The organism is Limnohabitans sp. 2KL-51 (assembly GCF_003063645.1).
Classification (GTDB): domain Bacteria; phylum Pseudomonadota; class Gammaproteobacteria; order Burkholderiales; family Burkholderiaceae_C; genus Limnohabitans_A.
On the sequence record NZ_NESJ01000006.1, the window covers coordinates 23,332 to 45,378 of the forward strand.

17 protein-coding genes are annotated in these 22,047 nt (G+C 55.1%); 2 read left to right on the plus strand and 15 right to left on the minus strand.

Annotation, left to right across the window (positions count from 1 at the left end; all coding sequences use genetic code 11):
- Nucleotides 1–218 precede the first annotated feature (218 nt).
- Nucleotides 219–2,231, minus strand: coding sequence for an FAD-dependent oxidoreductase (locus B9Z49_RS07585; protein WP_108352847.1), 2,013 nt, complete (start codon nt 2,229–2,231; stop codon nt 219–221).
- Between the two features lie 459 nt (nt 2,232–2,690).
- On the opposite strand from B9Z49_RS07585, the gene B9Z49_RS07590 reads away from it, so the two are divergent.
- On the plus strand, nt 2,691–4,475 hold the full coding sequence (locus tag B9Z49_RS07590) for an acyclic terpene utilization AtuA family protein (RefSeq protein ID WP_108352848.1): 1,785 nt from the start codon (nt 2,691–2,693) through the stop codon (nt 4,473–4,475).
- A 145-nt stretch (nt 4,476–4,620) separates the two neighbouring features.
- On the opposite strand, the gene B9Z49_RS07595 is transcribed toward B9Z49_RS07590, so the two are convergent.
- From B9Z49_RS07595 to B9Z49_RS07645, 11 genes are all read right to left on the minus strand, one after another.
- Complete coding sequence (locus B9Z49_RS07595; protein ID WP_233254554.1) at nt 4,621–5,433, minus strand: AraC family transcriptional regulator; 813 nt, start codon at nt 5,431–5,433, stop codon at nt 4,621–4,623.
- Between the two features lie 125 nt (nt 5,434–5,558).
- The gene (locus B9Z49_RS07600) at nt 5,559–6,767 is read right to left on the minus strand and encodes an acyl-CoA dehydrogenase family protein (protein ID WP_108352849.1); all 1,209 of its coding nucleotides are present in this window, start codon (nt 6,765–6,767) and stop codon (nt 5,559–5,561) included.
- Nucleotides 6,768–6,795: 28 nt separating this feature from the next.
- Nucleotides 6,796–7,863: a phosphotransferase gene (locus B9Z49_RS07605; protein ID WP_108352850.1), complete on the minus strand. Its 1,068-nt coding sequence runs from the start codon at nt 7,861–7,863 to the stop codon at nt 6,796–6,798.
- Complete coding sequence (locus tag B9Z49_RS07610) at nt 7,863–8,174, minus strand: hypothetical protein (protein ID WP_108352851.1); 312 nt, start codon at nt 8,172–8,174, stop codon at nt 7,863–7,865. Before B9Z49_RS07610 ends, B9Z49_RS07605 begins: the two co-directional genes overlap by 1 nt.
- A gap of 474 nt (nt 8,175–8,648) precedes the next feature.
- The gene (locus B9Z49_RS07615; RefSeq protein ID WP_108352852.1) at nt 8,649–9,425 is read right to left on the minus strand and encodes an enoyl-CoA hydratase/isomerase family protein; all 777 of its coding nucleotides are present in this window, start codon (nt 9,423–9,425) and stop codon (nt 8,649–8,651) included.
- The gene (locus B9Z49_RS07620) at nt 9,422–11,404 is read right to left on the minus strand and encodes an acetyl-CoA carboxylase biotin carboxylase subunit (protein WP_108352853.1); all 1,983 of its coding nucleotides are present in this window, start codon (nt 11,402–11,404) and stop codon (nt 9,422–9,424) included. The genes B9Z49_RS07615 and B9Z49_RS07620 overlap by 4 nt, the downstream gene beginning before the upstream one ends.
- Nucleotides 11,405–11,690: 286 nt before the next feature.
- Nucleotides 11,691–13,307: an acyl-CoA carboxylase subunit beta gene (locus tag B9Z49_RS07625; RefSeq protein ID WP_108352854.1), complete on the minus strand. Its 1,617-nt coding sequence runs from the start codon at nt 13,305–13,307 to the stop codon at nt 11,691–11,693.
- Nucleotides 13,308–13,380: 73 nt separating this feature from the next.
- Nucleotides 13,381–14,253, minus strand: a complete 873-nt coding sequence (locus B9Z49_RS07630; protein WP_108352855.1) for a DUF2156 domain-containing protein — start codon at nt 14,251–14,253, stop codon at nt 13,381–13,383.
- Nucleotides 14,254–14,255: 2 nt separating this feature from the next.
- A complete protein-coding gene (locus B9Z49_RS07635; RefSeq protein ID WP_108352856.1) occupies nt 14,256–15,056 on the minus strand; it encodes a TIGR03084 family metal-binding protein in 801 nt (266 codons plus the stop codon).
- On the minus strand, nt 15,025–15,618 hold the full coding sequence (locus B9Z49_RS07640) for an acyl-CoA dehydrogenase family protein (RefSeq protein ID WP_158273447.1): 594 nt from the start codon (nt 15,616–15,618) through the stop codon (nt 15,025–15,027). Before B9Z49_RS07640 ends, B9Z49_RS07635 begins: the two co-directional genes overlap by 32 nt.
- 4 nt (nt 15,619–15,622) lie before the next feature.
- Nucleotides 15,623–17,221, minus strand: a complete 1,599-nt coding sequence (locus tag B9Z49_RS07645) for a long-chain-fatty-acid--CoA ligase (protein WP_108352858.1) — start codon at nt 17,219–17,221, stop codon at nt 15,623–15,625.
- Between the two features lie 449 nt (nt 17,222–17,670).
- Here B9Z49_RS07645 and B9Z49_RS07650 point away from each other — a divergent pair, with 449 nt between their 5' ends.
- Nucleotides 17,671–18,843 carry an alpha/beta fold hydrolase gene (locus B9Z49_RS07650; RefSeq protein ID WP_108353031.1) on the plus strand — a complete coding sequence of 391 codons (1,173 nt, stop codon included), beginning with the start codon at nt 17,671–17,673 and terminating at the stop codon, nt 18,841–18,843.
- Between the two features lie 117 nt (nt 18,844–18,960).
- On the opposite strand, the gene B9Z49_RS07655 is transcribed toward B9Z49_RS07650, so the two are convergent.
- From B9Z49_RS07655 to B9Z49_RS07665, 3 genes are all read right to left on the minus strand, one after another.
- Nucleotides 18,961–19,563, minus strand: coding sequence for a hypothetical protein (locus tag B9Z49_RS07655; RefSeq protein WP_108352859.1), 603 nt, complete (start codon nt 19,561–19,563; stop codon nt 18,961–18,963).
- Nucleotides 19,560–20,828 (minus strand): serine protease, encoded by a 1,269-nt coding sequence (locus B9Z49_RS07660; protein ID WP_158273448.1) that lies wholly within the window; start codon nt 20,826–20,828, stop codon nt 19,560–19,562. Before B9Z49_RS07660 ends, B9Z49_RS07655 begins: the two co-directional genes overlap by 4 nt.
- A 232-nt stretch (nt 20,829–21,060) precedes the next feature.
- Nucleotides 21,061–22,041: a tripartite tricarboxylate transporter substrate binding protein gene (locus B9Z49_RS07665; RefSeq protein WP_108352861.1), complete on the minus strand. Its 981-nt coding sequence runs from the start codon at nt 22,039–22,041 to the stop codon at nt 21,061–21,063.
- Between the last annotated feature and the right edge of the window lie 6 nt (nt 22,042–22,047).

Sequence of the window (22,047 nt, forward strand, 5' to 3'; positions counted from 1 at the left end):
AATCCTGAAATTAGTTGTTGGCCTTCAACACGAACGGCTAAAGGGATTCATCGAAGCGCCGCACCATCGCTGTCGGGATTGTCTTGACGTAGAAAGTGCAGATGGACAGTTTATGTGTGCGTAGCGGGACAGTCTTGTGTTAACTGGTCGACTCCACGGAGCAAACAGCTGCGATATGAGTTTCCATCATGACCTTAATCGGGTGACGGATATTCCACCTAAAGACGGCAGGCAAGCCGAACACCCTCATCAATTGCCCGGGTCGCGTCTAAGTCGCCTGCCATGAGCGCACCGCCCACTAGGCTCACTGGCTGGCCAGCCCGCTCCAACTCGCCCAGCAACGGCCGTTCTGACTCTTGACCAGCACAAATCACCACATGGTCTACCGGCAATATTTTCGTAACACCTCCCACAGTAATGTGCAGGCCCTCATCGTCAAACCGTTCGTAAATCACGCCGGAAAGCATGTTGACACCTCGGCGCCGCAAGAGGGCTCTGCGAATCCAACCCGTGGTTTTCCCCAGGCCTTTTCCGAGCGAATCCGGCCTACGCTGAAGCAACCACAGCTCGCGCCTCATACGAGCAGGATGCGGTTCCGTCATACCACCTGGGTTTTGGCCCTTCAAGTCAATACCCCAAGTCGCAGTGAACTGCGCTAACTCGTCACCCTCTAGGTGCTCATGGCTCAGCAGTTCAGCCACATCGAAACCGATGCCGCCTGCCCCGACAATGGCAACCCGGGCACCCACTGGTGCTCGGCCTTCGATAACGTCGGCATAGCGCAGTACTCTGGGGTGGTCAATGCCAGGCCAAGTTAGCCTCCTTGGTACAACGCCAGTGGCAAGAACCACATGATCGAATCCAGCCTTAAGCAATGACTCCGACGACGCGCGTTCACCCAGCCTCTGTTTCACGCCATGACGAACCAACTCAGCTGAAAAATAGCGCAAGGTCTCGCTGTATTCTTCCTTGCCAGGAATAAGGCGCGCCAGGTTGAACTGGCCACCCACCACGGAAGCAGCGTCATACAAGGTCACCTGATGACCACGCTGGGCTGCCGTCACAGCAAAGGCAAGTCCGCCAGGTCCAGCTCCGACCACTGCGATCCGCTTGGGTTCCGCAGTCGGTTCGATTCGAAGTTCTGTCTCGCGGCAAGCTCGCGGATTGACCATGCAGGTTGTCAGGCGGCCTGAGAAAGCCTCATCCAGACACCCTTGGTTGCAAGCGATACAGGTGTTGATCAGCGCTGACTGTCCGGACGCAAATTTATTCAGCAACATCGGATCGGCCAATAAAGGCCGCGCCATGGACACCAGATCTGCCCCGTCCTGCGCCAAAATCTGCTCTGCCAATCTGGGATCGTTGATGCGATTGCTTGCTACCACAGGCACATCAAGTTCCGACTTCAGGCGTCGGGTCAAGCCCGTGAATGCGCCGCGAGGCACAAGCGTGGCGATGGTTGGCACACGCGACTCATGCCACCCCACATAGGGATTGATGATGCTGGCGCCAGCCACTGCAACGGCTTTCGCCATCTCGACAACCTCGTCCCACGTGCAGCCGCCTTCTACCAAGTCAAGCATAGAGAGCCTGAAAATGACGATGAAATCAGACCGTGTTGCAGCCCTTACCTGCCTTACCGTTTCTACTCCGAAGCGAATCCGGTTTTCGAGACTGCCTCCCCATTCGTCGTTGCGCTGATTCGCACGAGGCGCCATGAACTGATTGATCAAATACCCTTCCGCTCCCATGATCTCAACCCCATCGTAGCCCACACTTTGAGCCAATATCGCAGCCTGGGTGTAGTCAGAAATGGTTCGACGGATGTCTTCTACAGACATCTCACGAGGCGTAGCGGGTGATATCGGCGAACGCAGCGCCGAAGGGGCAACTCCCTCGGCATGGGTTGCATACCGTCCAGCATGCAGCAATTGAATGACGATGTGAGCTCCGTGTGCATGCACCGCTGTTGTGATTGCGCGGTGCGGGGATGCGGATTCCTCACTGTCCAGAGTTCGCATACCAGGCCACATGTTGCCCTCGCGATTGGGTGAGAGACCACCGGTCACAATCAACCCGACACCGCCTTCAGCCCGTTCTGCGTAGAAGGCTGCGAGCCTATCCCAGCCATCAGGCAATTCTTCAAGCCCTGTGTGCATGGATCCCATGAGCAGTCTATTGCGCAGCGTGGTGGTGGTGCCATCCGCGTGCGTTAAGCACAACGGGCTCATAAGTTTTGATGAGGCTGAAGTCACGGTAGATAACTCATTGTGGCTGAGAAATAGGACAACAATAGCCGACACAAACCTCTCGTGTCTTGTGCTAACTGGCCAATTGACGACCACTCGAGTGCACAACCTTACGAATCAACCTCACTAAAAGAAATATGCCGATTGCGAGGTTCAATGGAACATCATGTCACAGCTTCAGAGTCATTAACACCAGATGCATCTTCTACTGATCTCATCTAGGGCTCGCTAGCGCAACCGTGAACATTTAAACTGCCTGTCAGTTGTTGGGCGCTAGGTCCGCAATCGCCTTTAGGGCCAATGTCGCAAGCAGGTCCATTGTTTTGCTTGCCGATCCACAGCACCAGTCAACCACTTCGCGCAAGCCAAATGAGCCAAAGCTAGGCTATCTTGGAATGCAAACATTCGGCACTTCGCTGATTGCACTTCAGGAGAGATTAGTTGAGCAATAAGATCGTTCGCATCGGTGGTGCCTCGGGGTTCTGGGGTGACAGCATGGTGGGGGCACCTCAATTGGTGAACTCTGGGCTGATTGACTACCTGGTATTTGACTATCTCGCCGAAACCACCATGGCGATTCTGGCTGCGGCGCGTGCCCGCAAGCCAGAGATGGGCTATGCCACCGACTTTGTCGACGTCGCTATGAAGACCGTTCTGCCTGAAGTCATGCGGCGGGGAATCAAGGTGGTGGCCAACGCGGGCGGTATCAACCCTAAGGCCTGCGCTGCGGCCTTACGTGCATTGGCCGAGAGCCAAGGACTGCAGCCTCGGATCGCGGTGGTCGAAGGTGACGACGTCTCGAGCCTGATGTCGCAGTTGAGGAGCCTCAAAAGCAAGGACATGTTCACGGGCGATCCCCTGCCAGAGAATGTACTGAGTGCCAGTGCTTACCTCGGTGCACTGCCCGTGGCGCGAGCCCTCGACGCAGGAGCCGATATCGTTATCACGGGTCGCTGCGTGGACAGTGCGACCACCTTGGGTCCGCTGATACATGAGTTTGGCTGGAGCCCCGTGGATTACGACCGGCTGGCTGGTGGTAGCCTTGCAGGCCACATCATCGAGTGCGGTTGCCAGGCCACAGGAGGACTTCACACCGACTGGCAAGACGTCCCTGACTGGCCACACATCGGCTACCCCATTGTCGATTGCATTGAGGATGGCAGCTTTGTCGTGAGCAAGCCACCAGGAACCGGTGGTGTGGTGCTTCGAGCCGCTGTGGCCGAACAACTGGTCTACGAAATTGGCGACCCCGGAGCCTACATGCTGCCGGATGTCTGTTGCGACTTTCGCAATGTCGTCATTGAGCAAATTGGTCCAGAGCAGGTGCGCGTGAGTGGTGCACGAGGCAGAGTACCGAGTCCTAGCTACAAGGTCTCAGCCACCAGCATGGTCGGGTATCGCTGTGCAGGCAGCATGGTGATCGTCGGCATTGACGCAGCCGCCAAAGCACGGCGAACAGGAGAGGCCATCATCACTCGTACGCGCGAACTTTTGCAAAAGGCAGGCCATAAGGACTTCAGTTCCGCCCGCGTTGAACTGTTGGGTGCCGAAGCCCTGTATGGCCCATATTCACGAGCGGAAACGGCTCGCGAAGTGATGGTCCGAGTGGTGGTCGATCACCCTAGTAGTGCAGCACTGGAAATTTTCTCTCGGGAGATTGCGCCCTCTGGCACCTCATGGGCTCCAGGTACCACGAGTCCTGGCGGTGGTCGCCCATCAGCTTCACCATTGACAAAACCATTTGCTTTTTTACTTGGGAAGTCTGCGTTGACACTTAGTTTCACGATGGATGGACACAAGCAAACTGTCAGTGTTCCCTTGATCCAAGGGGATTCAACTGACCATGAAACAACCGTGCCAGTGGCTTGGCTCGACACCGATGAACCACAGATCGAAGTACCGTTAATCCGACTGGCATGGGCGCGCAGCGGAGATAAAGGCAATATATCCAACATCGGCGTCATCGCCCGCAGGGCGGAATGGCTGCCTCTGATCTGGAGCCGTGTTACACCTGAAGTGGTGCACGGGTATTTTGCTCACCTGGTCAAAGGGCGTGTAGAACGCTTTCACCTGCCAGGCATTTCAGCCATTAACTATTTGCTTCATGAAGCACTGGACGGCGGTGGACCGTCCTCTACTCGCATGGATCCGTTGGGAAAAGGTATGGGGCAAATGCTGCTGGATTTGCCGGTGTGGGTTCCCAAGTCGCTGGCCGATTCGCTGTGATTCGTAAGGGCTTCATGTTAGTCAAATTAGGCATCTGTAAATCAGGTTTCCTATGGGAAAGTGCTGAAACTCCTACAGGTCAATGACATTCGGGTTGATTTTTTGAAAATTTGACCTAATGAAAGCACATCGTCCGGGAACCCGTTCAGTGAATGGCTGCAGACTGGCCATACACGGCAAGTCGTCGCGATCCAGCAAAAATTTCGCTTGGCTTGAGTCCATACACCCGCCGAATCGTATGACTGAAGTGGGTAGAGTCTGGGTAGCCTGTGCCAAGTGCGACATACAACAGGTTGTTGTTATGGTTCACCACATAGTTCAAAAGATTTCGAGCTCGCTTCCAAGTACGAAAACTGCGAAACGGCGCACCGACTTCTTGCTTGAAAAGATGCAGGAAACGAGAAAAAGAAAGGTTCACCATGTTGGCGTACTCTTCGGCGACAGCGGGTGCCGAGGGGTCTTCCTTGATGCGACCCAGAACAAACAGAATTCGTTGATCAATTTTGCGGGTAGGCAACTTGGCACCGAACACGGCGAGGTCAAAGTCTAGGTCCAGTAGGTTGACGGCTTGGGAGTCGACCGGTGACTCCCAGGCGCGTTCGCGCACGCGTCTTACAAATGCAGGCGCATCCAATGCCCCGCGACCACATAATTCCGGGGGTAATGCACCCAGATCGACGGTTTCAGCCTCGACTTTCATGACAATTACCATTCGCGATTCCGACATCACCTGATGCGGAACATAGGGTGGAACAACCGCCATTTCAGTTCGCTGCCATTCACCACCGTCCAGCCGAATGCGGATGGCAGAGCCCGCAACTGAAACATAGACAAGCACCGATCCCATTTGTCGAACCGTCGGCGCTCCCAAAAGACCAAGATAAAACACGCGATCAGGGGTAATCCACATCATGCGATCGGGAACGGTTGACTTGGCAACAGGTCTAACGTAAGGCATTGTTTGTCACCTCAATTCTTCATAGAAGTTAGGATAAAGCATAACGGATCGTACGACCGTTGTCTTGCCTCAGTATGCTGTGCATCCTAGTGCGCGCTTTAGGTGTTTTCACTAGGCATCAGAAATCACTGCTGGTACTTTCGCAACTCCAGTTTGCCGATCTGGTTGCGATGTACCTCATCTGGACCATCGGCCAAGCGAAGAACTCGTGACATAGCGTATGCATGCGCGAGACCAAAGTCGTTGTTGGTGCCACCACCGCCGTGTGCTTGAATTGACCAGTCGATCACCTGGGCCGCCATGTTTGGCACAGCGACCTTGATCATCGCGATTTCGGTCTTGGCCACTTTGTTGCCTACGGTGTCCATGCGATGAGCCGCATTCAGAGTCAACAGCCTTGCTTGTTCGATCATGATGCGGGCCTCGGCGATGCGCTCCACCGTGACGCCCTGCTGAGCCACCGGCTTACCGAAGGCGACCCGGGAGAGGCTGCGTTCGCACATGCGCTGCAATGCGCGTTCGGCCAGACCGATCTGGCGCATGCAATGGTGGATGCGACCGGGGCCAAGGCGGCCCTGGGCAATTTCAAAACCCCGTCCTTCGCCGAGCAAAAGGTTGCTAACAGGCACACGCACATTTTCAAACAACACCTCTGAGGCGCGATCCGGCATGCCGTAGTAGCCGAACACCGGCAATGCGCGAACCACCTTGACGCCAGGAGTATCCATGGGCACCAGAATCATCGATTGCTGCTTGTGGCGGTCCGGGTTGTCTGGATCATTTTTCCCCATGAAAATTGCGATCTTACAGCGCGGATCGGTTGCGTTGGTGGTGTACCACTTGAGGCCGTTGACCACGTATTCGTCACCGTCTCGAACGATCGTCGAGGCAATGTTGGTCGCGTCGCTTGATGCGACCTCCGGCTCGGTCATGGCGAAACATGAGCGGATTTTTCCGGCCAGCAATGGCTTCAACCATTTCTCCTGATGTTCGGGTGTGCCATAGCGCGCCAGCACCTCCATGTTGCCGGTGTCGGGTGCGGAACAGTTGAAGATTTCAGGCGCAAGCAGTGAGCGACCCATGATCTCGCAAAGTGGCGCGTATTCGAGGTTAGTCAGGCCTGCGCCGTGTGGCGATTCGGGCAGAAACAGGTTCCAAAGCCCAGCGGCATGCGCTAGGGGCTTGAGCTCTTCGATTAGCGGTAGCACTTGCCAGGGCCCCAAGCGTTCGGCCTCTTCGATGTGGCGCGCCTCGTTAGGATAGATGTGCTCGTCCATGAAAGCATGGAGCCGACGCTGTAGGTCCTGAATTTTGGGAGAGGGATCGAATGACATGGATGTCCTTTGAGAACGGAGTGGAAATTCAGGTAGCACCAAGCTGCTCGCGGGCACGGCGCCATGCCAACTCGGCAATGGGTCCGGCGCACCGACCTGTCTCAGCTGCTGTGGGGTTTGAAGCCGTGCCTTCTTCTGCCCGCTTGGCAATGCCTTGCAAGATAGCCGCGAGGCGGAAGAGGTTAAACACCATGTAAAACTCCCAGTGTTGTGGGTCGATGCTTGCACGCCCCGTACGGTGTGCATAAAGTTTAAGATAGGTCTGCTGATCGGGGATGCCCAGGCTTGCGAGGTCGGTGCCGGCCATGCCGCGGAACTGCTCCTTACTCAATTCCCATGTCAGCATATGGTAGGAAAAATCCACCAGCGGGTCGCCTAGTGTCGATAGTTCCCAGTCCAGCACCGCCACCACACGCGGCTCGGTGGCATGGAAGATCATGTTGTCAATGCGCAGGTCTCCATGAACCACCGAGGTTGATTCTCCGGGTGGGATATGGGCCGGCAGCCAGTCAATCAGCCGGTCCATCGCCGGCTGGCTGACGGTCACCGAGGCGCGGTACTGTTGGCTCCAACGCGCTATCTGGCGTTGCAGGTGGTTCTCATGACGACCGAAACCTTCTAGGCCCAGGGCCTTTAGGTCCAGACCGTGCAGCGTGGCGATCACGCGATTAATGTCGTCGTAGATGGCACCGCGCTCAGCTGGCGTCATGCCGGGCAGGCGCGGGTCCCAAAGCACGCGACCGGGCACATGGTCCATGATGTAAAACGGCGTGCCGATGACCCGACTGTCCTCGCACAGGCAGTGGCTTAAAGGCACCGGTACGCCCGAACCTTGCAAAGCAGTGATCACGCGGTACTCTCGCTCCACCGCATGAGCTGAAGGCAGCAGCAAACCATTGGGCTTCTTGCGTAACACATGGTGCCTACCGCCCGCAGTGAGTAAAAAAGTCGGGTTCGACTGCCCGCCCTTGAACTGAGACACCTGCAGACCACCTTGAAATCCGGCCACGTGGGTGAACATGTAGGCGGCCAGCGCTGATTCGTCAAACTGATTGTGGGGTGCCACTGGCACGGTGAGTTGCACGGCGGTGTCCATCACACACCACCCACAGCCGTGCCGTTCACCACCACCACGGGGCGAACCGAGCGATCCAAACGCAACAGCAAACGGGTGTTGTTACTGACGCAGAAATCAGAGTCGTCAAATACGGCGATGTCGCACCCCGCGACATAGGTGCGACCATCACAATGCGCCAACAGGGCTGACAGGTCGACTTCGGTCTCAAACTGGTCCAGCTCCACGTGGAGTCCGGCAACACTGGCCGCCGAAAGGGCGTTGACGGGAGGGTTGTCGATGCGCAATAGGCCTATCGGTCCACGGCGTTCAGATTTCAAGGGGTAATGCATGGGCTTATTTCACAGATCAAGAAGAACGCGCCGTTGCTGATAGCCGGACACACAAAGGTTAACTCCACAGTACAAAACCCTCTAATCCAAGTCTTGTGCGTACTGGCTGGTTCGGGGTTATCTAGTACTTGTGCGACAGGCCACCTGGTTGTCTTAGCCAAAATGCGCCATGAACCCCACACAATCTCACATCATGCCGGCAACCCAGACACGGCGTTACTCCGACCTCAGGCACCCGGTATACCTTAGGGGGCCAGAGAATGGCCTTTCTGTACCACTGTTCCATGGGGCCTCCGAACTCTCGTTCTCCTGGCGCTATAAATTCGAGGTGCTGGCTTGCAGATGATGATGATCAAGTGAGCTCAGTTCAGGGCCAATAAACAAACGGTGTCCATACCAATTCACGTAAAAGAACCCGTCACCAAAGCCACCTTCTGATCTGGTCGAAGATGTCTGAAAGCGATAGATTCATTTTCATCTCCCTTTCCAGAAAGGCTTGCGCTTCTCGTTGAAGGAAGCCAGCCCTTCTTTGGCGTCTTCGGTCATGGACAGCAGAGCTATCTGGCTTTCGGTGTAAGCAATCGCTTGATCGAATGACATAGCCTCTATGGCACGCAACGCATATTTGCCACGACGGATCGCTGTCGGTGACTTATCTACAATGCGACCGATCAACCACTCTGTTCGCTCATCCAGCTCAGCGGCGGGAACCACATGGTTAAGCAATCCGGCCGTGAGCGCTTCTGCCGCAGAAAACGGCTCTCCACTGAGCGCCCACTCACGAATGACGCGGCGTGGCGCGATGTCCTGTAACAGACTGAATACCTGCATGGGAAATACGCCCACTTTGACCTCGGGCAACCCGAAGTGCACATGTTCAGCAGCCACGGCCATGTCCGCCATGCACAACAGGCCCATGCCACCAGCCATGCACACGCCATTGATGCGGGCGATGGATGGCAGTGTGGCGTTTTGTGCCTCGCGTAACATGTCCGCGTAGTCCGTATTCGGACGCGAAAAATCAAACTCAAAGCCCTGGTTCGGTTGAAGGTCGCCACCAGCACAAAATGCCTTGTCTCCTGCCCCAGTCAGCACGATAACGCGCGTATCGGGATTCGCATGTGCCCGTCGATAGCCTTCGCGAATACCCGCGATCACCGCAGCGTTGATCGCGTTGCGTTTGTCTGGTCGGTTGAGGGTGATCCAGAACGCCGAACCACGTTGTTCATGGAGAACTACCGAGCCACTCATGCGTTGTCTCCATCTATCTCGATTTCTGCGACTACCCCGTTGGCCTGCACTTGTTCACCCATAGTTACGTTGATCGACTTAACCTTGCCTGCCATTGGCACGGAGTGAATGTGCTCCATCTTCATGGCTTCGAGCGTGACTATTGGTTGTCCTGCTTCAACACGGTCTCCCTCAGAAACAAGTACAGCGACCACTCTGCCGTTCATGGTTGCACGCAGTTTCCCATCACTGTAGCCGGCAACATCCGGGCGTGTGCTGGCGGCACGGGTGTGATCGTTGACATCGAAGGGAATGCCATGAAAGTGCATCAACAGGCGGGTTCCTTGGACGTTATAGACCACGCTTTCCATCACACCGCCTACGATAAAACGTGCGTTGCCTGCGTCAATGCCGACAAGGTCTACATCGAAACTCCGGCCTTCGGACGCCACCAAGTAGCGGTGCTGCCCTTGGTGGATCAATTCGGCATTGCGCGGCTCTGCGTTGATTTCTAACTTCACATGAATGGCCAGGCTATGGGTCAGTCGGCGTCCATGAACGGGTGCCTTGGTGCCCTCGGCCGATTCAACCAGCAACACTGAGGCCAGCGCAGTAGCTATGGTCTGGACCTCCGTTTCAGTCTGTAAAAGGACGTCCAGGTTCTGTGCGATGAAGGAGGTGGTGGCGCCACCCTGGATGAACACAGGGTGGGCCAGGCAGCGTGACAGAAACACCTGATTGGTTTTCAACCCAAGGGCAACGGTATCTTGAACGCCGCTCAACAGCTTACGTCGAGCCTCTTCGCGGGTAACGCCGTGAGCCACTAGTTTAGCGATCATGGAGTCGTAGAAAGGGGAAATCTCCGCACCTGACGATAGGGCATGCTCCACGCGCAATTCTGGTGGCGTCTGCCAAAGGTCCATAACACCACTTTGCGGCATGAAGCCTTTGTCAGCATCCTCCGCGCACAATCGAACCTCGATGGCGTGCCCATTAAATTGAACGTCAGACTGTGAAATCGGCAGAGGCTCACCAGAGGCCACTCGAAATTGCAGTTCAACAAGGTCCAAGCCGGTGATGGCTTCGGTCACTGGGTGCTCAACCTGCAGGCGGGTGTTCATTTCCATGAAGAAGAAGTTGCCATTCCGATCCAGCAAAAATTCCAGGGTCCCAGCGCCCTCATAACTAATGGCTTTCACGGCAGTTACTGCGGTAGCCCCCATGCGCTCACGCAGATCAAGCGATACCGCAGGGGACGGTGCCTCTTCGATCACTTTCTGGTGGCGCCGCTGTACCGAGCAGTCGCGCTCACCCAAGTGGATAGCGTTGCCATGGCGATCGGCAAAAACCTGAATCTCAATGTGACGAGGCTCGATGAGGGCGCGTTCTAGGATCACAGAGGCATCTCCGAAAGCGTTCTTGGCTTCTGACTGGGCACTCCGCAGCAGCTCGTTAAATTCGCCCTCGTGGGTTACTAGGCGCATCCCGCGCCCGCCGCCACCGGCCACCGCCTTGATCATCACCGGATAACCGATGCGAACAGCTTCCAGACTCAGACGTTCAACGCTCTGGTCTTGCCCATGGTAGCCGGGAATGCATTCCACACCGGCAGCGAGCATCAGTTCTTTCGCACCTGCCTTGTTGCCCATGGACAGAATAGCTTTGGCCGAAGGTCCAATGAAAACCAAGCCTGCGTCCTGGCAGGCTTTTGCGAAGTCCTCGTTTTCTGCCAAGAACCCATAGCCAGGGTGAATGGCGTCAGCGCCAGCCAAGCGGGCAGCTTCGATCATGGCCGAAATTCGGAGGTACGACTGGGCGGGCAGCGCCTCACCAATACAAACCGCCTGGTCGGCCTCCATCACATGGCGGGCATTGACGTCGACCGTCGAATACACGGCAACCGTGCGATAACCCAGTGCACGGGCGCTGCGCATGACACGTAAGGCAATCTCACCTCGATTGGCGATCAAGACTTTTGAGAATGGGGTGGAAGCGGGCATGATCGGAGCATCTAAGAAAAAATGATTGGAGTTGGCCTAACAGAATAATCAGGTCGACTTGGGAAAATACCCCTTTGCTTGGTGAGAGCCTGCAGCATCACCTGGAACTCGGCAAGCTTGTGGTGGACTTTCTGGTTGTCCCGAATGAGGCGACCAATCGCTAAAGGGTAGACAAATTTCATTTTCTGCTCCACATGCGGGTTCACCTATTCAGCAGCCTAGCGCACGCCCGTAGTTGAATGCAGATCGTATTCGAGGATGAACTTCATGCCAGCTTTGTACCGGCTTACGGTCTGGCCACGGAAAACTGCATGGCTTGGGGCTCGCGCGCGTCGCCTTCGCGGCAAACGGCCAGCACCTTGGCCAAAACAGCGCGGGTATCACGGGGGTCGATGACACCATCGTCCAGCAAATGCGCGCTGGTCACGAACACGCTCATCTGTCTGTCAAAGCGGTCGATGATGCGTTCCTGAAGTTCCTCTAGTGCGTTATGGTCGACTGCACCTTTACGCTTCATAGCTGCCTCGGTAACGATAGCCATGGTCTTCGCCGCTTGCTCTCCGCCCATGACCGCTGTCTTTGCGTTAGGCCATGAGAAACAGAAGCGCGGGTGAAAGCCACGACCGCACATGCCATAGTTGCCGGCACCGAAAGATGCGCCGCAGAAGATGGTGATCTGCGGCACGGATGCATTGGTCACGGCCTGTATCATCTTTGACCCGTGCTTGATGATGCCCGCCTCTTCGAAGGCTCTGCCCACCATGAAGCCGGTGGTGTTATTCAGGTAAAGAATGGGGGTCTTGCTCTGACAGCACGCTTGGATGAAATGGGTGGCCTTGTTTGCACCTGCCGTGTCGATTGGACCGTTGTTAGTGACAATTCCCACCGGCCAGCCCTCGATCTTGATGTGCCCACACACTGTCGCACTGCCGTAGCTGGCGCCGAATTCAAGGAAATCCGAATCGTCGGCGATACGGGCAATGATCTGCTTCATATTCACCGGCCGTTTGTGGTCCATGGGCATGATGCCCAGCAGCTCCTCAGCGTCGTAACGGGGCGGCTTGAAGCTACGGAGATCGGTATAGGTGTCGCGCGTCCAATCGATTAGGGACATCACTTCGCGTGCGATACGGATCGCATCCCGGTCGTCTTCGGCGAGATAGTCCCCCAGACCAGAGATGGTGGTGTGCATCACCGCCCCACCGAGTTCTTCTTCGGTGGCATCTTCACCAGTCGCAGCCTTCAACAAGGGTGGGCCGGCCAGGAATGCCCGCGAGCGATCGCGAACCATGATGATGTAATCGGATAGGCCCGTCTGGTAAGCACCTCCAGCGGTAGACGACCCGTGTGTAACGGTAACAACCGGCAAACCTGCGGCAGACATTCGCGCAAGGTTGCGAAACAAATTGCCACCACGCACGAACTCTTCAACCCGGTAGGCCATTAGGTTGGCCCCTGCACTCTCGACCAGTTGAATATAGGGCAACTTGTTTTCAAGTGAGATTTCTTGGACGCGGAGTTGCTTGTCCAGACCCATGGGCTGCAAGGCGCCCGCATCGATGCCCGAATCGGATGCATTGATCATACAACGCACACCCGAGACAGTTCCGACCCCTGCGATCACACCACCGCCGGGCACGCTCTTGTCCAGGTCCGGGTTGTCCAAGCCGAGCCCGGCCAAAGACGACAGCTCCAGAAACGGTGTGCCAGGATCCAGCAACAATGACAGGCGTTCACGCGGTAGCAATTGCTTGCGTTTCTCGAATCGACCACGGGAGCCTTCTGACTTCTCCACGCTTTTTCGTTCATAAGCACGAACGCGCTCAAGCAGTGCCAGCATGCCACTCCTATTGCTCTGAAATGCCTCACCGGTGACAAATATGCTTGATTCAATCTGTGCCATAGCTTTGAAAATAGTTCAACCTATGGTAATTGAAAGCGCTTGGTTCATCTTGCGCGAAGTGGCTGAAAAAGGCTCAGCGCAGATGGACGCGGTACTTTGGTAGAAGCCAGGTTGGCTGGTACGACATCTTGGTTTGGCGCAGGTTGACAATGCCCATGTCTTGCTCGAAGTTGAGCCACTGAATCTCCAGATTGGATTGGCAAAGGTGCTGAAACATGTGCTGATAAATGCCTTTGAAGCGGTCCAGTGCCTTGGCAAATCGAACGACGCAGACACCCGGCTGCAGCATCTCCATCAATAGAAAACCGACCACCTCGTTGTTCACCCGGTACACAAAGCCCTCCAGACCAAGCTTCATTGCGAGATTTAATGCGTCCTTGCAGGCGGTGTCGTCGGCCTCTCCAGTGGACTTGCCTTTGGCATGCATCCACCGCGCCAGAATATCCAATGATTCGTCCATGGCTTGCATCGTATATGGCTCAGCGGTCACGACATGGGCACCATGCAGCTGTTTCACCAGGTTGCGTTTTTTTTGGAGTGCGCTGCCACGGTAGTTAACGAACTGTTGGGCCTGATACACATAGTCGGCGTCGTCGCGTAAGGCAGTCCATTCGAAGCGTTGTGGATCTAACCCTTCAAGTTGGAAACCCGACACGGGAAAAAAACCAACATGGCCACAGAGCAGATCACGAAGCACGTCGAGCGGAGCTGTCCGCAGATCGAACAGCGGCAACAAATACGTAAGGCCGTCATAGCTCTGACCACTAATGCAAGGCCAATCACCCTGCAGAAAGCGATATCGATGGACGGCCCTGAAAAGAAAGAGGTTGGCAAAGGTTGGGTCAGCCAGGGTTCGTTCGCCCTGCCCAAAAATCATTCGCGATAACAAACCATTGATGCAGGCCTTTAAATCCAAGGTCAGAGGGAAACCTGATTCGACAACCATATTCAGGTCCGCCGTCCTTGCTGGCCCGCAGGCACTCCTTCAGCTGGCGGACCCGCAAAACATTGGGCCATCGGTAGCCATTTTCTCACCCCTTCGCCGCTGTACATGAGATCGGTGTCCAGCAAATGCCGTCGCTGAGTCACCAGCAAACAAAAATCAACGGCACTACCTTTCACAAACTGGTCACTACTCGCTTCATTCCAGCACCATGTAGTGCCATCTGGAGCTCTGAGCTCAACGCGAGGTAAACGTTCGGGCACCTGTAGCTTCCTATTGACAAAGGTCCATTTGAATGTGGTCACGCCCAAATGGGCTATGTGATACAGCCGGGCACTGGCGGGGCGAACGCGCCCCACCACGTCCCAGATATCCTGGCCGTGAGCCCAAGTTTCCATGATCCGAGCCGATGCAAACGATCGGGCACTCATCGATGGTCCGTACCAGGCGAGGCGTTCCTTCGGGTCGAGCGCAGCAAGGGCTGATACCAAGGACTCATAGCGCGATCTCCAATGCTGCAACAGTGCAGGTCCATCTAAGGAAATGTAGCATTCGCGGGCAATGGCGCTGATTTCTTGCCCTTGTTCCAGGCGCTTGGTCAGAATGCTCAAATCTCGCGTAAATTCCTCCGGGGTATGGGCCGACTGCAGGCCAGTCTCATCAAAGTAGCAGAGGTGCGCGATCTCATCCCAAGGAGTCCATCCATAGAAGTTGCTACGCGTCTGCCACTGCGACATAGTCAGGCTCTGACACAACTGATCCAGCTCTTGGTATTCAGCGAGAAGGTCTTGAGTAATTTCTTTCAAATGTCCCCCCTTTTCCAAAATCGATGCAGACGCCCATCTGACGCATTACGAGGTCATTTAATGTCTCTTCGGTTTCGCCAGCGATCATAATCAACTTAGCTTCGGTGTAGATAGGCGCACTCTTGTTAGCTCTTAGATCGCCCATGCCACCAAGAATCTGCAGCACCTGATCCGTGAAGAACTGCATGACCTGTGTAGCAATCACTTTGGCCATGGCGATACGGGATACCATCTGGGCTAGATCGCTGATGCAATGCTTATTGATATATGACAACTCGCGCAGATGGCGGGGCGCCGTGTCGGTGCGCAGCAGTACGTCCATCAGCTTGTGTCTCACCACCTGAAGCTGGAACAATTTTTCTCCAAAGGTCGAGCTTTGTCGCGCCCAGTCCTGCGATACCGAGAAGCGCACCTGCGAATAAACGAACGACAACTTCGGCATTCCACGCTGATGCAGCGAGTCACGGTGTGCAGGCGCGGTCATAACAATTGAGATGTCGATTTCATCGGATTCTGGAAAGTTGGTTGCGGCATCGCACAGACAAATTTTGAGGACTTCCATTCGCTCAATTGACAGCGCGCTGCTTACCCTGCCAGTAGGGCTCACGCAAAACCCGTTTGAGCAACTTACCTGTGGAGTTGCGTGGCATCGCATCGACGAAATCGACAGACTTTGGGCACTTGAAGTGCGCCATCCGTTCCCGCATCCAATCGATCAGTTCACGCTCATCGAGTTGGGCATCTGGCTTCAGCACCACTACAGCCTTTACTGATTCGCCCCAGATGGGATCAGGAACGCCAATAATGGCTCCGTCGGCAACACTAGGGTGCTTCATCAACAAGTTTTCGATCTCGGCAGGGTAGATATTCTCCCCACCAGATATAAGCATGTCTTTGATTCGATCATGAATGAACAAGTAGCCGTCCTTCTCGTACCCGCCATCACCAGAGCGAAACCAACCCCCGTTCTTATTTCGCCCCTCCGGAAAGGCTGCTTCTGTGGCTTTCGGATCGCGCCAGTACTCCTTAAGATTTCGCTCGGACTCGATCCATATTTCCCCTGTTGATCCTGAGGGCAAGGTTTCACACGCTACTGGATCGACGATGCGCAATCGTGCACCACCAACAGGCTTGCCGGCAGAGCGCAACAGCTCTGGATGTGTCGCTGCATCGCGGTGGTCTTGCTGGTTGAGGAAAGTTACGGGGCCCGAAACTTCTGTCAACCCGTAGACTTGCAAAAAATCGCACTGGAAAAGTCGCATCGAATCTTCCAGAACACGATCACTGATTGGAGACCCCCCATACGCGAGAAGCTTGAGAGAGCTGTAGTCACGTTTATCGGCGTGGGGGGTCTGCAATAGGAAGAGCAGCATTGCTGGCACCAAGAATGCATGCGTTATACCTTGCTCCGCAACGCTGTTCAGAAACGTCACCGGGTCAAATTCCGAGTATGCATAGGTTTGGCCTCCGGTGTACAGGGTGAGCAAAAGCATGGTCATACCAGCCACATGGAAGGTTGGCAAAGGGTTGCCAAGGAAACCATCAGCACCGAAGCCCCAGTCTAGGGAAACTGTTCGACTGGTTGAGAGTAAGCCGCGATGTGATAAGACAACGCCCTTGGGCAATCCGGTGGTGCCGGATGAATAGAGCTGTAGCGCCGCGTCATCCAGATCGACGGAAACCATCTCAAACTTATCCGAATAGGCACCGTACCAGTCAGAGAATCCGGGCACCTCACCCGCAGCCCCTTCAGAGCACACTGTTTTCTTCAGTGATTGACAAGTGGTGGGAGCCAGTTCTTTGGCGACTCCCTCCACAAAACTCTGATCCGCTAGAAGCAACTTTGCCTCCCCGTGGCTCAAGATGTAATCGAGTTCTTCGGCAGCGAGCCGCCAATTGACAGGCATGCAAACGGCACCAACCTTGCATGCAGCCAGGGTCAACAAGATGCATGGTAGGTGGTGCCTGGTCAGGCAGGCGACACGATCACCGCGTCCCAGATTCATTGCTCCAAATGCATTGGCGATCTGATTGGTGACTCGCTCAAGCTCTGCAAAACTCAATCGTACTCCCAGAGATTGGTATGCGATAGAGTCAGGCTTCGTATTGAGATGCCTATAAAGTGCAGTAACGATGTTCAGGTCATTTTCTGCAGCGAGGTACATGTGAATTCCTTTGTCTCTTAAGTTCACCCACCCGAACAGATGTTGAATGGATGCTCAAGTTTATAAATCTTGGAGCCCGAGTGCTTGTGGAAAGTGGCTAACAGATGAGCGGAACGGATAGGAAATGCGTTGATTGTGGGCAAACCGGGCATTGGCAAGAGCCATGTGGCCATGGCGCTGGCGTAACAGGCCACACTGCAAAGCGATGACATGCGGTACTTAGAGGCGGACAACGAGTTTGTGCGGTATGTGCTGGCGGGCAGCCAAGACAGGGCGAATTTGCTTAAGGAGCGGTTTAGGCCGCCATTGCGGTAGAGTAGGGCGTTTCAGTGCGGCAGGTTCCGATCGGCAAGGTGCAGGCTGCACTGCGCGAACTCGGCATGCCACTTCATGCCGAGGAAGTGCCCGCCTGAGTGCGCGAGGTGGCAGGTAAAACGGGTGAAAAACAAATGAACTCTGACGTACTGTATGGCCAGGAGCTTTTGCCGCAAGGCATACGTTCCCGGCTTGTTGATAACAACAACGGGTGCACCATGCACGTGCTCGAGGCAGGCTTCGAGCAGCCCGACCGCCCGTGCGTGCTTCTGCTTCATGGGTTCCCGGAGTGCGCTTTCAGCTGGCGCAAGCAGATCCCGTTCTTGGCTGCGGCTGGTTACCACGTCGTAGCACCCGACTTGCGCGGCTACGGTCGCAGCAGCAGTGCAGCCGTCGGGTACGACGACGACCTGATGCCCTACTCCCTGATCAACCGGGTGAGCGATACAGTCGGACTTGTCAAGGCTTTGGGCTACGACAGCATTGCTGCAGTGATCGGTCATGACTACGGTTCGGTCGTTGCCGCTTGGTGTGCACTGCTGCGTCCCGATGTTTTCCAGTCCGTCGTACTCATGAGCGCCGCATTTCCCGGGGCGCCCGCGCTGCCCAAGGGTACCAGCGCAAGCCAGCCGAAAGGCACATTGCCTCTCACGGGTCTGCCTGAGGCGCTGGCCGCCCTGACCAAACCGCGTCAACACTACCGGTGGTATTACTCAACACGCGAGGCCGATGCGGACATGTGGAACTGTCCGCAAGGGGTCCATGATTTCCTGAGGGCGTACTTCCACTTCAAGAGCGGCGACTGGCCTGGTAACGAACCGTTTCCGCTGGCTTCTTGGGCAGCCAGTGAAATGGCTCGCTTGCCGACGTACTACGTCATGGAGATGGGCCGTAATATGGCGCAAACAGTTGCCAGTGAAATGCCTACAGCCATCGAGATCACCAACTGCACCTGGCTGACTGACAAAGAACTGGCTGTTTATTCCGGCGAATATCAACGCACCGGGTTTCAGGGTGGGCTGCAGGGCTACCGCATCGGTACCGACTCCCGTTTCAATGGTGAGCTTAAAGCGTTCTCGGATCGGACCGTCGATGTCCCGGCGATGTTCATCTCAGGCGCGAGAGATTGGGGAACCTACCAATCTCCCGGTGCGCTGGAGCGCATGAGCGAGATCTGCACACAGTACCGCGGCAGCCACTTGATTGAAGCCGCAGGTCATTGGGTTCAACAGGAGCGTACTGAGGAAGTGAACGCACTTTTAGCAGAGTTCCTTTCTGCAGCGAAGGGTGCCCCAAATCTTGTGTAGGAGGCCAAACGAAAGTTTGGCCGAGTATGCGGCTGAACCTGTTTCGCCGGTAAAGCAAACTCACCTGCTCGATCGACACTACAAGTTCAGGCACATGGACGAGGTATCGTCGGTTGATTACTGATCACCCCAAGCCTTTGACCACATGTGCTCCAAGCCCTCGCGAAGTTTGTGCTCAGGCGTGACGACAAAAGCAGGTGCATAAATGTTGGGTGAATAGGGCAACTTTTCGGCTGCCGCCTGATCGTTCTTTTTGGCCCAGGTGTCTGCCGTAACAAGGACCATGGCCAAAACACTGCCTGCCAGCCATAAAGCAAACAACCGACGATTCAATCCATTGCGACTCGCCATGTGGAGGTGAATCAGCACAGCCAGCGTGATGAGCGCTGCTTTAGGCGTGTTATGCATGTCATTGGGCCATGGCCAGCCGAAGCTAAAGAACATCCACGGTATGGCGTAGTTCAGAACTGCCGCATCTATTATGGAAGCACCAGCCGCAATGATGGTGTGTTCAGCTAGCCTGGTGCGGCCTTGCTCTTGCCATGTCACCCAGGACCAAGCGCTGATCCAGCAAGTCAAGATGGCGATTTCCTCAACCATCAACTTGGTGATGAGCGCGGCATCAGTGACGCTGCTGTATGAGGGTAAATAGACCCAAAGCTGAGCGGCTAGCCAGATCAGGATCAATACGGGTGCAGAAAAGTGTGAGCGTGACATCATGGTGCTGCCTTGGGAGTGAAGCTCAGACTGTCCATGCTTTTGAGCAAAATGGCTTTGGCACTTTGGTCATCGAAGCCAGACATGCTGACGGCTACCAGCAATGCATCGGGGCCAGGTACCAATGGTATGTATCGGAATCTAAAGTCAAACAAGCCCGGCAACTTTTCAACAGCGCGACGGCAAGCATTCAGTTGAATGGGCAGGTCAAAACGCCCCCTCAAACGTTGTTCGGTGCAATGCCAAGAGGCCGTGGGTCCATCGCTTTTCTTCACGTTGCGCAAGTGAGTGAGCTGATCTTCGACCAATCGTGCAAGTCCGTGTGAGCTCATCTTCTCGCTGTTGAACCAAAAACTGCCCATGACAATGTGGCCCGCGTTTTGCTGGTCTGAGATGTACAAGCTTGTTGACGAGTCACACCGTTGGTCAATTCTTTTGTAGTGGTCGTTCGGTGTGTCTTTGCGAATGGCAGAGCAGGGTTGTTCTCTTGATATGTCGCCTCGAACCTGAAACGGCCCAAGCCGCCGAACGCTGTGCGTGGGAAGGTCGAAACGCATCACAATTTGTTGATTGAAAGCGCTGACTTGGCGCGCAATATCTTTGCGCAGTTCATCCAAACTGGGGATCTTTTGCTGGGTGTTGCGGCGAATCAGTTGTCCCACAGCCTCAGCAGGAACAGCCAGTCCAACCAGTTGGTATTTCGTACTGGTTGCAACATTCACACCAACGACCCGGCCATACCCGTCCAAGGTGGGCCCACCGCTCATGCCGCCGTTGATTGCGCCGCTGAAAATGATAAGGGGTGTCGAGGTTTTGTCTGATACACCGTTAAAAGTGCCTGTCACGATGCTGTGCTGATAACTGCCTGGCTTGCCCATGGAATAGCCTGACTCGCCGCGGTCGGGCAAGGTCTCGCGCAATTCCAACAACGGTACCCGCAGAGTTTGTTCCACCTTCAAAATGGCCAAATCATTTTGAATGTCCACTGCAATGATTTCGGCTTTGAGCTCACCTTGGTCCAGCGACACAACGTGAAGGCCATTGTCGTCAGGCTCAAAAATCGAATCAGAGATGGCGTGGTAGTTGGTGATGACCCAATCTTTTCGGTGGGTCACAAAGCCACTGGCTACGGAAGAAACGCCCAGGTTGGCCCGGTTCTGAGTGACCACCTCCACGACGGATGGACGAATACGCTCGTAGAGTTGGCGGGAGTTAGGTGGTGCTGCGAACGCAGTGATCGAAATCGAGCACAGAAGCCATAAGGCCAAAAGGGGGAAAACAAGCCTGTTCGGCAAATGCATGGCCAAAACTCACAAAATTATTAATTCTGTGATGGTAGTGGATGCCAAGGCTCAGCAGGTGAGCCTGGGAAGGTTTAGCCCTTTAAACGCTCGTCGTGCGCACCAACCAAACGCCAACCCAACGCGCCCAATGGGTCAAGGAAAACCTAGTGGGCCATATGCTCGCGGGCTGGGCCAAAGACGAAAAATGCAATTGACCTCAGTCCACCTTTGCGCCTGATGCCTTGATGATTCCGGGCCACTTGCCTAGGTCCTCCCTGATGATCTTCGTGAAGCCTGAGGGGGGCGTAAAAGGTGCAAGTTCAAAGCCTTGCGAGGTCAACTTGTCTCTTATGGCAGGCATCGCCAAAATTTTACCTATCTCTGTGTGAAGTCTTGAGACGACATCAGGCGGGGTATTTGCGGGGGCTATGAATCCAAACCATGTGTTGACTTCGTATCCCTTCACGCCACTTGTATCCAGCGTGGGCATTGTGGGTAGCAGCGGCGACCGGGTGAGGCTTGTAACGGCCAAGCCCTTGAGTTTGTTGTCTTTAATTTGATTGATGACTGTGGGGGTGTTGAAAAATCCCATGTTTACCTCACCGCTCATGACAGCCAAAATACCCTGTGGCGCACCTTTGTAAGGCACGTGGACCAAATCAGTCCCGGTCAGCTGTCCAAACAGAACACCAGAGAGGTGGTGGCTGGTTCCGCTGCCACCGGACGAGAAGGTCATGGTTCCAGGCTTGGCTTTGGCTGCAGCAATGATGTCAAAGGGACTTTTGGCAGCGCTATCAGGAGGTACAACCATCACGTTTGACACGCCACCAACATGCAAGATCGGCGAAAAATCCTTCAAAGAGTCGTACCCTGGTTTGGCATACAACGAGAGATTAAAAACCAAGGTGCCTTGAGAAGCAAACGCAATGGTGTAACCGTCTGGCGTAGCCCGCGCGAGCTCTGCCATTGCAATAGTTCCACCTGCGCCAGGCTTATTGTCAACAACCACGGGTTGACCCATTGCCATGGCAAGTTCTGTCCCAATGGTGCGAGAGAGAATGTCTGCTGTGCTACCCGCTGCCAAGGGCACCAGCAGTTTGATTGGCCGCGCAGGATAAGCTTGCGCATGAACCTGTGAAAAGGGAAAAATTGCGAAAGTCAGGGCAAGTGCTGCAAGGGTGGCGCGGTGCATCTTCATGGTCAA

Excerpts from the sequence above, each read along its gene's own strand:
- B9Z49_RS07585 (WP_108352847.1), bottom strand. The coding sequence starts at position 2,231 with ATGAGCCCGTTGTGCTTAACGCACGCGGATGGCACCACCACCACGCTG.
- B9Z49_RS07595 (WP_233254554.1), bottom strand. The coding sequence starts at position 5,433 with ATGCCTTACGTTAGACCTGTTGCCAAGTCAACCGTTCCCGATCGCATG.
- B9Z49_RS07600 (WP_108352849.1), bottom strand. The coding sequence starts at position 6,767 with ATGTCATTCGATCCCTCTCCCAAAATTCAGGACCTACAGCGTCGGCTC.
- B9Z49_RS07605 (WP_108352850.1), bottom strand. The coding sequence starts at position 7,863 with ATGGACACCGCCGTGCAACTCACCGTGCCAGTGGCACCCCACAATCAG.
- B9Z49_RS07610 (WP_108352851.1), bottom strand. The coding sequence starts at position 8,174 with ATGCATTACCCCTTGAAATCTGAACGCCGTGGACCGATAGGCCTATTG.
- B9Z49_RS07615 (WP_108352852.1), bottom strand. The coding sequence starts at position 9,425 with ATGAGTGGCTCGGTAGTTCTCCATGAACAACGTGGTTCGGCGTTCTGG.
- B9Z49_RS07620 (WP_108352853.1), bottom strand. The coding sequence starts at position 11,404 with ATGCCCGCTTCCACCCCATTCTCAAAAGTCTTGATCGCCAATCGAGGT.
- B9Z49_RS07625 (WP_108352854.1), bottom strand. The coding sequence starts at position 13,307 with ATGGCACAGATTGAATCAAGCATATTTGTCACCGGTGAGGCATTTCAG.
- B9Z49_RS07630 (WP_108352855.1), bottom strand. The coding sequence starts at position 14,253 with ATGGTTGTCGAATCAGGTTTCCCTCTGACCTTGGATTTAAAGGCCTGC.
- B9Z49_RS07640 (WP_158273447.1), bottom strand. The coding sequence starts at position 15,618 with ATGGAAGTCCTCAAAATTTGTCTGTGCGATGCCGCAACCAACTTTCCA.
- B9Z49_RS07645 (WP_108352858.1), bottom strand. The coding sequence starts at position 17,221 with ATGTACCTCGCTGCAGAAAATGACCTGAACATCGTTACTGCACTTTAT.
- B9Z49_RS07650 (WP_108353031.1), top strand. The coding sequence starts at position 17,671 with ATGAACTCTGACGTACTGTATGGCCAGGAGCTTTTGCCGCAAGGCATA.
- B9Z49_RS07655 (WP_108352859.1), bottom strand. The coding sequence starts at position 19,563 with ATGATGTCACGCTCACACTTTTCTGCACCCGTATTGATCCTGATCTGG.
- B9Z49_RS07665 (WP_108352861.1), bottom strand. The coding sequence starts at position 22,041 with ATGAAGATGCACCGCGCCACCCTTGCAGCACTTGCCCTGACTTTCGCA.